Source organism: Flavobacterium beibuense F44-8, assembly GCF_000769915.1.
GTDB classification, from domain to species: Bacteria; Bacteroidota; Bacteroidia; order Flavobacteriales; family Flavobacteriaceae; genus Flavobacterium; species Flavobacterium beibuense.
Window position 1 is genome coordinate 209,267 of sequence record NZ_JRLV01000006.1, and the last position, 11,656, is coordinate 220,922.

The window sequence follows — 11,656 nt, forward strand, 5'->3', positions numbered from 1 at the left end:
ATTTTCTTAATATATCGCAAAAGACTGCTTTAAGCGGTCTTTTTTTTATGATATATTTAGAAAATAAATTGGTTAATCTTTTGGAGAATTATATATTTGCTCGTTTTTAAAAAATGGAATAATTAATTTTTAGTACTAATGCAGAATAAGGGACTCATTAAATTTTTCGCAATTATTTTTGCGATCGTAAGTATTTATCAGCTTTCGTTCACATTTGTTTCTAATGGTATTCAGGAAGATGCTAAGGCAGCTGCCAACGGCGACTCTCAAAAAGAGCTTGCATACCTGGACTCAATTGGGAAGCAGGAAGTTTTTCTTGGTTATACTTACAATCAGGTAAGAGACAAACAAATTAACAAAGGTCTTGACCTTGAAGGAGGTATTAATGTTATCCTACAGATATCTGTAAAAGATATTCTTAAAGGACTGGCAAACAATACTACTAATCCTGTTTTCAACAAAGCTTTAGATGTAGCTTCACAGGAACAACAAGGTAATCAGGATTATTTGGACGCGTTTTTCGTAGCATTCGCTAAAGAATCAAACGGTTCGGTTAAATTGTCTTCAACAGAAATTTTTGCTAACAGAGACTTAGCTGATGACATTCATACACAAATGTCTGACGAGGAAGTTAAAGTTGTTATCAAAAGAAAAGTTAATGAAGCTGTTGACAGTGCATTTGGAGTGCTAACAAAACGTATAGATAAATTTGGTGTTGTACAGCCAAACCTTCAAAAACTTGGTGAGTCAGGAAGAATTCTTGTAGAACTTCCGGGTGCTAAGGATATTGACAGGGTTAAAAGACTTTTACAAAGTACAGCTCAGCTTGAGTTTTGGCCAACTTACAAAGTAGACCAAATGGTAGGTGTGTTAACAGCAGCTAACGAGGCAATGAAAGCTGATGTTAAAACAACTGAAGAGCCGGAAGCTGCTAAAATTGATACACTAATTGGTAATAATGCTCAGGATTCTTCTGCTACTGCTAAAGGTAACAATCCATTATTTGAAATATTGAGCCCTGGTCCAATGGGTAGCCCTATAATTGGTATGGCAGCTACAGAAAATGTTGCTAAAATCAATTCATACTTAGAGAGGCCTGAAGTTCGTTCTGCTTTATCTGGTGAACTTCGTTATACTCGTTTTGCATGGGGTAAAGAAGATAAAAAGAATCCTGGTGTAGTTGAACTATATGCTTTAAGAGGTAACAGAGAAAACATTGCGCCAATAAGCGGTAGCGTTATCACTGGAGCTAACGATTCATTTGATAATGTAGGTAGACCATGTGTTGAAATGCAAATGGATGCTAAAGGATCAAGAGAGTGGGAAGAGTTAACAAGACAGGCTTATGAGGAACAAGGAAACATTGCTATCGTACTTGATAATATAGTGTATTCTGCTCCAACTGTAAGTTCAGGTCCAATTTCAGGTGGACGTTCTCAAATTTCAGGTTCATTTGATGTAACTGAAACAAAAGACTTAGCAAACGTATTAAGAGCAGGTAAACTTCCTGCATCTGCAGATATAGTACAATCAGAGGTTGTTGGTCCGTCATTGGGTCAGGAAGCTATTGATAACGGTATTACTTCATCTTTAGTAGGTTTATTATTAATCTCTTTCTGGATGATATTCTACTACGGTAAGGCTGGTTGGTATGCAAACATTGCACTAGCTGTTAACTTACTGTTCATTTTCGGTATTCTTGCCAGTTTAGGTGCTGTACTTACATTACCTGGTATTGCCGGTATCGTATTAACAATGGGTACTGCGGTAGATGCTAATATTATTATCTACGAAAGGGCAAAAGAGGAAATGCGACTGGGTAAAACGCTTGAAGAGTCTATTAAGGCTTCATTTAGCTGGAAAGGTGCGATGTCTTCTATTACCGATGCTAACGTAACTACTTTCCTTACAGGTTTAGTGCTTTTAATATTCGGTACAGGTCCTGTTAAAGGTTTTGCTACTACATTACTTATAGGTATATGTACTTCTCTTTTCACAGCTATCTTTATCACAAGAGTTTTACTTGACTGGGCAACTAACAAAGGAGGTAACCTAACTTTCAATACTAGTATCACTAAGAACTGGTTTACTAAATTTAACTTTAATTTCCTTGCTAAAAAGAAAATTGCATACATCATCTCAGGATTACTTATCCTTGGTAGTTTCGCTTCATTCTTTACAAATGGTTTAGATCAGGGTATTGACTTTGTTGGTGGACGTACTTTCCAGGTAAGGTTTGAAAACAAAGTATCTGTAGAAGAAGTTAAGAGTGTACTAAGCGATGCTTTTGGTAGTGCTGTAGATGCTAAGGTGTTTGGTAGCGACGATCAGTTAAGAATTACTACTAAATATAAAGTAGATGCTCACGGTGTTGAAGTTGATGAAGAAGTTAACAGGATACTATACGATAATCTTAAGAAATTCTACTCAAAAGAGATTTCATATAAAGATTTTGTAAACACTTACGATGGTAAGACTGTGGGTATTATGCAGGCTTCTAAAGTAGGTCCTACAATTGCAAAAGATATTAAAACAAACTCTTACTGGGCTGTACTTGGTTCTTTATCTATAGTGTTTATTTATTTAATGCTAAGTTTTAGAAGATGGCAGTTTAGTTTAGGTGCGGTAGTGGCAGTTGCTCACGACGTTATCATTGTATTAGGTATTTACTCAGTATTTTATAAAATAGCTCCTTTCCAAATGGAAATGAACCAGCACTTTATAGCGGCTATCCTTACGGTAATTGGTTACTCGCTTAATGATACGGTAATTGTATTTGACAGGGTAAGGGAATTCCTTGGAGGTTCTGTTAAGGGTGATTTTGATACTATCGTTAACCAGTCAATTAACACTACATTATCAAGAACAATCAATACTTCATTAACTGTAATGCTTGTATTATTAATCATGTTCATATTTGGTGGTGAGTCTATTCAAGGATTCGTATTTGCAATGCTTGTAGGTATCGTAGTAGGTACTTACTCGTCACTATTCATTGCAACTCCAATACTTGTAGATACAGTATCTGCAAAAGAGAAAAAAGCTGTTGAGGCAGCTCACAATGCAGCTGAATAATATAACAGATTACATTATATATAAAACCTGCCTGATTTTCAGGCAGGTTTTTTTATTTCTAAAAGAGATGTTAGCGTGATGGCTATTAAGCAATTTTTAGCCTATATTAGCGTTAAAATTTAAAAGATAAATATTTTAAGAATTAATTCTCTATGGTAAACATTCAGAATGCTGCCGATAGCCTGGCAGTGGCTCAGGAAGCTATGTTAGACGAACAGTCTACAGAAAAAACATTATCTATTATTGAACTTCTTACAAGTGGCGGTATTGGCGGTCAGATAATTATGATCGTACTGGTGGTACTTTTATTTGTAGCCATTTACCTTTATATAGAGCGATTGCTTACGCTTAAGGCGGCATCTAAGGTAGATAAAGGGTTCATGAACCAAATAAGAGATCATATAATGAATGGTCGTTTGGATAGTGCTAAGCTTTTATGTCAGCATACAAACACTCCGGTTTCAAGACTGGTAGAAAAAGGTATCTCAAGAATTGGTAAACCGCTTGAAGATATTAATACAGCTATAGAAAGTGCCGGTAAGCTGGAAATTTACAGTCTGGAGAAAAATGTTAGTATACTTGCAACTATTTCGGGTGCGGGTCCTATGATTGGATTCCTTGGAACCGTAGTTGGTATGGTACTTGCGTTTCATAAAATAGCAACAGGCGGAGGTCAAATTGAGGTTGGCGCTCTGGCCGGTGGTATATATACAGCAATGACAACTACTGTAGCTGGTTTGATTGTAGGTATTGTAGCTTACATAGGGTATAACCACTTAGTAGTAAAAACAGATAAGATTGTAAACCAGATGGAAGCCAACGCAGTTGAGTTCCTTGACCTATTAAATGATCCGGTATAATTATGCAGTTTAGAAGCAGAAACAGGGTAACACCCGAGTTTAACATGTCATCAATGACGGATATCGTATTCCTGTTGTTGATATTCTTTATGCTTACTTCTACCATGGTTACAACCGATGCGCTCGACCTTAACCTGCCAAAGGCTAAAGGTAAAACAGCTAACAATCAAAACGTAGCGGTAAGTATAACTAAAGACCTTGAATATTATATTGATAAAAAGCCAATTGCTGAAGAAGCACTTGAGTCAACTCTTATAGAGATGCTTTCGGGAGATGAAAGTAAGGCCATTGTGTTACGTGCCGAAACCGGTGTGCCTATTGAAAAGGCAGTTAGTGTAATGGATATAGCTTACAGAAATCAATTCAAAATAGTATTGGCAGTTAATCCTAAATAATAGGAATAATGAAGTATTTAGAAACAGAAGAAGAAAAAAAATCATTTGCAATAACAGTAGCTATATTTGCTCTGTTGTTTCTTTTGTGTCTTTTTCGTGGACTATCATATATGGATCCACCGCCTGAAAACGGTATTGCCATTAATTTTGGGACTACTGATTTCGGTTCGGGTGATGTGCAGCCTACGCAGCCGATACAGTCGGCACCACAACCACAGGAATCAACTCCTGCATCAGCTCCTGTTACAGAAGATGTTGCTACTCAGGATGTAGATGATGCTCCTGTTATAAGTAACGAGAAACCTAAAAAAGAGCCTGCTAAAGAGCCGGAAAAACCAAAGGAAACTCCTAAGCCGCCTCAGCCGTCTAAAACTACTACAGATGCTTTAAATAGTCTTATAAACGGACCTAAAAGCGAAGGTAAAGCTACACAGGGGCAGGGTGATGATAATAAGGCAGGAGATAAAGGAAAGATTGATGGTTCTCTCCAAGGAGGCTATGGTAATGGAGGAGGAGGTACAGCAGGTACCGGATCTGGCAACTACAGGCTAGCAGGACGTAAAGCTTTAACCAAACCGGCTCCTAAGTATTTGTGTAATGAGCAGGGTACAGTTGTAGTTGAAATCTCGGTAGATAAGAATGGTAATGTTATATCAGCTAAGGCGGGAGCCAGAGGTACTACCAACTCAGCTAAATGTTTATTGGATCAGGCTAAAGTTGCTGCTATGGAAACTAAGTTTAATAGTAGTGACAGTGCTCCTGATAAACAAATAGGTGAGATTGTTTATAATTTTAAGCTTACTGATTAATAAGTTCTTTTTGTTAGTTGTTTTTTTAAGTTTTTCCTGCTTTTCTCAGGAGGAAAATGAGGTTCTTGCAATATCTAAACCTAACCCTGAACAGTTAATAGTAAATGTTCAGGATGCCTTAAAATATAGGATTGTTTCTCCTAAAGCTGATAATAATCAAGAAGTCACTACTGTAAAGTTGGTTTCTGACTGTTTGGAGCAAGGTATTGTGGTTGTTGAAGTTCATGTAGATCGCTCCGGTAAGGTAATAAAAGCAGTTCCCGGTGTTAGGGGTACAACTAATAATGCAGCTTGCTTGTTGGAAAAGGCAAAGAAAGCAGCTTTGGAAACCAAATTTAACGGTAGTAATAAAGCGCCAGAGATACAGCTTGGAAATATTTCATATGATTTTAGACTGACTGATTAAATATAATAATTTCACATAAATAAGAAGCCCCGCAAATGCGGGGCTTCTTATTTTATATAATTAACTCTTATTAAAGTGTTTCAGTTCTTTTCTTAGAAGTGAATATAAGGTATAATCCTACCAGTATGAAAGGTATACTTAACCACTGACCTGTAAGTAATATAGGGTTTTCTCCTTCAAATCCTCCCTGGCTTTCTTTTACAAACTCTACTACAAAACGTACAGTCCAAAGTAATACAAGGAATACCCCAAAAATAAGTCCGTGCTGTTTTCTTGAATCTGTTTTCCAGTACATATAATATACTATGGCAAATACGAATATATAACAAAATGCTTCATATAACTGTGCCGGATGCCTGTAAGGTATAGCGTTAAGTATATCAGCATACCTTGGGTCATTCTGTACAAGGTCGTATGCCTTATTGTAGTCTGTTTGTTGGGTGGCTTCCATTATGGCACGTCTGCCCAGTTCACCATCTTCACCTCTAATAAATTTAACGGCCGTAGGTACATCTGCAGTTGTTTCGCGACCTAATATTTCAGAATTGATAAAGTTACCTATACGGATAAAAATACCGCCCAGTGTTACCGGAACCACAATACGATCCAGCATCCATAATACAGGTCTTTTAATGATTTTTTTACTGTAGTAAAAAATTACAAGTATAATGGCGATTGCTGCACCGTGGCTGGCAAGTCCTGCAAAACCTGTGAACTCAAACTTAGGTGTTGTTCTAAAAGGTAAGAAAACATTAAGGAAGTCTTCCTTAAACAGTTCAGGCTGGTAGAATATTACGTGACCTAAACGGGCACCTATCATAGTGGCAACTATAGTATAAATAAACAGTTTGTCCAGCTTTTCCATAGATTCGCCTTCACGAACAAATATGTTTTTCATTACATACCATCCCAGTCCAAAGGCTACTACCCACATAAGGCTATAGTAACGTAAAAGGAAGAATCCAAGGTCTATACCTTCGTGAGGGTTCCATACAAAGCTTAAAGCGTGTGTCATTTTAATTGGTTTAATTTCTGTAAAAATAAATAAATGTGAAAGATTGCCAAGTCTAAAAACCGTTAATTAATGATTATGCCGGCATTTTCTTTCGGGCACAGGGTCATACCCGCGTCCGCCCCAGGGGTTGCAGCTGGCAATACGTTTAATACTTAGCCACCCGCCTTTAAAAAGTCCGTGCTTTTGCAGGGCTTCAATAGTATATTGAGAGCAGGTAGGAGTGTAGCGGCAAGCCGAAGGTAGGAAAGGAGATATAGCACCCTGATAAAAGCGTACTAATAATACAAAGGGTGTTATTATAATTTTCCTTAATGTCAAATCATTATGATTGAATTGAAAACGTAGTGCCTTCCTTGCTGTCTTTCAGTTCTATACCAAGTTCAGTCAGTTTATTTCTAATCTGGTCAGAAAGGGCAAAGTCCTTATTGGCTCTGGCTTCATTTCTCATGCCAATTAGCATGTTAACAACACCTTCAAGTTTGTCGTTATTGTTTGAAGCTGTTTTTTCGTCAACAAGTCCAAGTACATCAAAAACAAAAGCATTTAATATTTCAGAAAGTAGTTTAAGGTCACTCGCTGTAATGGTTTCCTTGTTTTCTTTTAGAAGATTGATGTAACGAACGGCTTCAAAAAGCTGAGCTATAAGTATAGGGCTGTTAAAGTCATCGTTCATGGCATCATAGCAGGATTGTTTCCAAGCCTCGATGTCAATACTCGATTTGTCTGAAGTTTTTAGTCCTTCCAATGCTTCAAGGGCTTCCATAAGGCGGTTAAAGCCTTTTTCGGCAGCAAGAATAGCATCGTTACTAAAATCAAGTATACTGCGGTAGTGTGCCTGTAGTATAAAGAAACGGGTAACTGTTGGTGAAAATGCCTTACTAAGAATTTCATTATTACCCGAGAATATCTCTCTCGGTAAAATGTTATTTCCGGTAGATTTAGACATTTTTTTGCCGTTTAGCGTAAGCATATTGGCATGCATCCAGAAGTTTACCGGCGACTGACCTGTGCAGGCTTCATTTTGGGCAATTTCACATTCATGGTGAGGGAACTTTAAGTCCATACCCCCACCGTGAATGTCAAAATGATTTCCTAAATATTTTGTACTCATAGAAGTACACTCCAGGTGCCATCCCGGGAAACCGTCACCCCAAGGTGATGGCCAACGCATAATGTGTTGTGGTTCGGCTTTTTTCCAAAGTGCAAAATCCTGAGGGTTTCTTTTTTCATCCTGTCCGGAAAGGTCGCGGGTGTTGGAAATCATGTCTTCAAGATTCCTTCCGCTTAACTTACCGTAGTGGTTGGTTTCATTAAACTTAACCACGTCAAAATATACTGAGCCGTTAGACTCGTATGCAAAACCATTTTCTATTATTTTCTTGATGGTTTCAATCTGCTCAATAATGTGTCCTGTAGCCGTTGGTTCAATACTTGGAGGCATATTATTGAACAGTTCAAGGATTTGATGAAAATCTACAGAATACTGCTGAACAATTTCCATAGGTTCCAGTTTTTCTATCCTTGCCTTTTTTGCAATTTTATCCTCACCGTCATCGGCATCGTCTTCAATGTGGCCTACGTCGGTAATATTACGTACGTATCTAACCTTAAAGCCAAGGTGTTTCAGGTAACGGAAAACCAGGTCAAAAGAGATAAAGGTTCTGCAGTTCCCTAAGTGCACATTACTATATACCGTAGGTCCGCAAACATACATGCCTACGCTGCCTTCGTGTATTGGGGTAAACAGTTCTTTGTCTCCGCTAAGCGAATTATAAATTTTTAAAGCCTGGTTTTTATACAATTGCATATGGGTTAATTTGAATCCGTAAGTTACGGTATAAAAATAATAGGATTAGAATTGTGTGTCAAGTTTTATGTAATCTAAAAACTCTCTTCTTACATTCTCTTCTTTGAACTTTCCTCCAAATTCTGAAGTAACTGTGCTACTTTCAATATCACGAATACCTCTTGAGTTAACACAAAGGTGCTTAGCGTCAATTACACAGGCAACATCTTCGGTGTTAAGCACCTTTTTAAGTTCCTCTACAATTTGAATGGTAAGTCTTTCCTGTACCTGTGGTCTTTTTGCAAAGTAATCCACAATACGGTTCATTTTAGAAAGCCCTACAACAGTTCCGTTAGATATATAGGCTACGTGAGCACGTCCTACAATAGGAAGAAGATGGTGTTCGCAGGTAGAATAAATAGTTATATTTTTTTCTACAAGCATTTCACCATACTTGTACTTGTTTTCAAATGTAGATGATCCCGGTTTTTTAGAAGGGTTTAGTCCGCCAAAAACTTCTTTTACAAACATTTTTGCCACACGGTTAGGAGTTCCTTTAAGACTATCGTCTGTAAGGTCCATTCCAAGTGTATGTAAAATGTTTTCAACATCTTTTTTTATGGCTTCTATCTTTTGGTCATCACTCATTTCAAAAGCGTCTGCCCTTAAAGGAGTTTCTGCGCTTGTTGCAATATGGTTTTCTCCAATATCGTCTTTTAAATCCTCGTTAGCAATCATTGATACAATAATTAATATATACTCTAAAAAGTCAGGTCGCAAAGATAGTTATAAAAGTTGATTTTAAAGACTGTAGCTTTAACTGAAATTTCATTTTGTTGCTTTACTTCGGTTTTATGTAAGTATTAAATAATATGTTATGTTTGTAACAAATTATGTTTACCCTTTTAAATTTACCCAAAAACATTAAAATGTTAAAAAAAACCAAACAAGGTAGGGTAGGTTAGGTAATAACTGTTATTAATAAGCGTTGTAGTAATATTATGTATGTTTTAGTTATATTTTTAAGTGATATGCTAAAAAATAATAATTTTTTCTAGTCAGCGCTTTAAATTTGTGTAAATTTCGCGTTTCAAAAAACAAGTTAAAAAAATGAGAAACAAGTACCTTTTATTGTTCTTTCTGAGCATTTTAAGTTTTAAAGGTTTTTCACAGGCTCCAGGTTGTCCTGATGTAGGGACATTTGCTCCGGCGCCTTTGTGTAATCCGGGTGATTGTACCGACCTTATTGCTGAGTATTTCGAAACAGGTGAAACAACCTCTTATGAGGTGAGTTCTGTTGATTATGCTCCGCCATATCCTTTTATTGGTGGTACGCAGGTATCCGTAAATACAGATGACGTGTGGTCTCCATTGGTTACACTACCGTTTTCATTTTGTTTTTATGGTCAGAGTTATACCAATGTACTTATAGGTTCAAATGGTGTAATTACATTTGATACTACTGGTTTTACAGCCGGTGGTGGTTGTCCTTGGTCGTATAATCAAACTATACCTAATACAGGGTTTCCTATAAAAAATGCCATATATGGTGTTTATCAGGATATTGATCCGGGTGTTAATAATACTTTTGCTGATCCAAATATTAACTATGCTATTTTAGGTAGTGCTCCTTGTCGTACACTTGTAGTTAATATTTCTGAAGTGGCACAGTTTAGTGGAACCTGTAATAGTGATCCTACCATTGGTGCTCAAACTTCTCAAATTGTATTATATGAAACGACTAATGTTGTTGAAGTATATGTAGAGAGAAGGGTTCCGTGTAATTCTTGGCAGGGTGGTGTAGGTCTTATCGGTATTCAAAATGCTGCCGGTACAGATGCTCTTGCGCCTCCGGGACGTAACACCGGTAACTGGAGTGCAACAAATGAAGCTTGGAGGTTTACTCCAAACGGAGACTCAAACGTTGAGTTTGCTTGGCTTTTAGGTGGTGCTGAAATAGGTACTGATACTACCATAACAGTTTGTCCGGATGTAACTACTACATATACTGCTCAGGCTATTTATACTGCTTGTGATGGTACTGAGGTTATAAAAACTCAGGATGTAACAGTAGAAGTTAATGAACCTCTTGAGTTAGGTACTCCAAATAATTTCTATGTATGTGCTACGAATCCTCCGCCATACACATTTGATTTAACTGAAAATACACCTGTAATAAGAAATGGTTATAACCAGTTCCAGTATCCTATTACTTATCACCATTCACTTGAGGATGCTGAGGCACCTTTTAATCAAATAATAAATGATACTGCATACTCTACAGATGTTAGTGAGACTATTTTTGCTAGGATAGAAAATGTACTTACGGGATGTTATGAAGTTGTATCTTTTGAAATTATAATTGCAGATGCTCCTGTTGCGGGAGAGGTTGATGATATAAATGTATGTGATTTAGATGGCGACGGTACTGAAGTAGTAGATCTTACAGTGCAGTATAACGATGTTATGGCCGGATTGGATCCAAATGCTTTTGAAGTGTTTTATTATGAGTCATTAATTGATGCTGATTCTAATACAAATGAAATAACTGCTCCTGATGCCTACCTTGCAACAGATGGCCAGACAATTTTTATAAGAGTTGCTGTTATTGATGATGAAGGATGTTATGATATAACGAATTTTGATATAAACCTTACAGAATTTCCTAACGATGTGGTAAACCCTGCACCAATGGAAACTTGTGATGATGCTTCAAACGATGGTCTTGCCGAATTTGATTTGACTAATGCTATAGCAGGTATTATGGCAAATGAGCCTGGAATGACTCTTGATGTATCTGTTCACCTTTCTCAGGCAGATGCAGATGCTAATATAAACCCTCAGGCACAACCATTATTTACGACTACTGTACCAAATGCACAAACAATCTACTTTAGAGTGCAGGAGCAGGGAGCTTTAGTTACTTCATGTTACTCAGTTGTAACAATGGACTTAACAGTTAATGAAAGGCCTACTATTTTAGCCCCAATCACGAACTACGTTCAGTGTGACCAGACCGACCCTGATGCTAACGACGGTATCGAGGAGTTTGATTTGACCACAAAAGACACAGAAATCACCGGCGGTAATGTTGATTACGCGGTGAGTTACTATATGAGTTTTGCCGATGCCGATAGCGCAACCAACGTTATTGCCAACCCGGCAACGTATCAGAATACCACTCCGTTTACCGAGACGATCTATGTACGATTAGAGAACACGTTAACGGGTTGTTACAGCGTTTTTGATTTTGATTTGATCATCAATGCATTACCAACAATTTCCAACCCGGCCGCTGAATTCCATGCCT

General features: G+C 37.4%; 9 protein-coding genes and 1 pseudogene. 6 read left to right on the forward strand and 4 right to left on the reverse strand.

Annotated elements, in window-relative coordinates; all coding sequences use genetic code 11:
• Nucleotides 1-138: 138 nt before the first annotated feature.
• The 5 genes from secDF (at nucleotide 139) to Q763_RS07205 (ending at nucleotide 5,545) form a co-directional block, all read left to right on the forward strand.
• Nucleotides 139-3,075 carry a protein translocase subunit SecDF gene (gene secDF / locus Q763_RS07185; RefSeq protein ID WP_035132643.1) on the forward strand — a complete coding sequence of 979 codons (2,937 nt, stop codon included), beginning with the start codon at nucleotides 139-141 and terminating at the stop codon, nucleotides 3,073-3,075.
• Nucleotides 3,076-3,278: 203 nt separating this feature from the next.
• Complete coding sequence (locus Q763_RS07190; RefSeq protein ID WP_232297507.1) at nucleotides 3,279-3,935, forward strand: MotA/TolQ/ExbB proton channel family protein; 657 nt, start codon at nucleotides 3,279-3,281, stop codon at nucleotides 3,933-3,935.
• A gap of 2 nt (nucleotides 3,936-3,937) precedes the next feature.
• Entirely contained in the window at nucleotides 3,938-4,330 is a 393-nt protein-coding gene (locus Q763_RS07195; RefSeq protein ID WP_035132647.1) for an ExbD/TolR family protein, read from the forward strand.
• A gap of 8 nt (nucleotides 4,331-4,338) precedes the next feature.
• A complete protein-coding gene (locus Q763_RS07200) occupies nucleotides 4,339-5,139 on the forward strand; it encodes an energy transducer TonB (RefSeq protein WP_035132649.1) in 801 nt (266 codons plus the stop codon).
• Nucleotides 5,111-5,545 carry a hypothetical protein gene (locus tag Q763_RS07205; protein ID WP_157499366.1) on the forward strand — a complete coding sequence of 145 codons (435 nt, stop codon included), beginning with the start codon at nucleotides 5,111-5,113 and terminating at the stop codon, nucleotides 5,543-5,545. The genes Q763_RS07200 and Q763_RS07205 overlap by 29 nt, the downstream gene beginning before the upstream one ends.
• 70 nt (nucleotides 5,546-5,615) lie before the next feature.
• Here Q763_RS07205 and lgt read toward each other — a convergent pair whose 3' ends face one another.
• The 4 genes from lgt to folE form a co-directional block, all read right to left on the reverse strand.
• Nucleotides 5,616-6,560 carry a prolipoprotein diacylglyceryl transferase gene (gene lgt, locus Q763_RS07210; RefSeq protein ID WP_035132652.1) on the reverse strand — a complete coding sequence of 315 codons (945 nt, stop codon included), beginning with the start codon at nucleotides 6,558-6,560 and terminating at the stop codon, nucleotides 5,616-5,618.
• 66 nt (nucleotides 6,561-6,626) lie between these two features.
• On the reverse strand, nucleotides 6,627-6,878 hold the full coding sequence (yidD, locus tag Q763_RS17700) for a membrane protein insertion efficiency factor YidD (protein WP_084596025.1): 252 nt from the start codon (nucleotides 6,876-6,878) through the stop codon (nucleotides 6,627-6,629).
• 4 nt (nucleotides 6,879-6,882) lie between these two features.
• Nucleotides 6,883-8,367, reverse strand: a complete 1,485-nt coding sequence (cysS, locus tag Q763_RS07215; protein WP_035132654.1) for a cysteine--tRNA ligase — start codon at nucleotides 8,365-8,367, stop codon at nucleotides 6,883-6,885.
• A 45-nt stretch (nucleotides 8,368-8,412) separates the two neighbouring features.
• A complete protein-coding gene (gene folE / locus Q763_RS07220) occupies nucleotides 8,413-9,084 on the reverse strand; it encodes a GTP cyclohydrolase I FolE (protein WP_035132656.1) in 672 nt (223 codons plus the stop codon).
• Nucleotides 9,085-9,456: 372 nt separating this feature from the next.
• Between folE and Q763_RS07225 the strand changes: the two are divergent.
• Nucleotides 9,457-11,656: pseudogene (locus Q763_RS07225) on the forward strand (hypothetical protein); the annotation flags it as partial.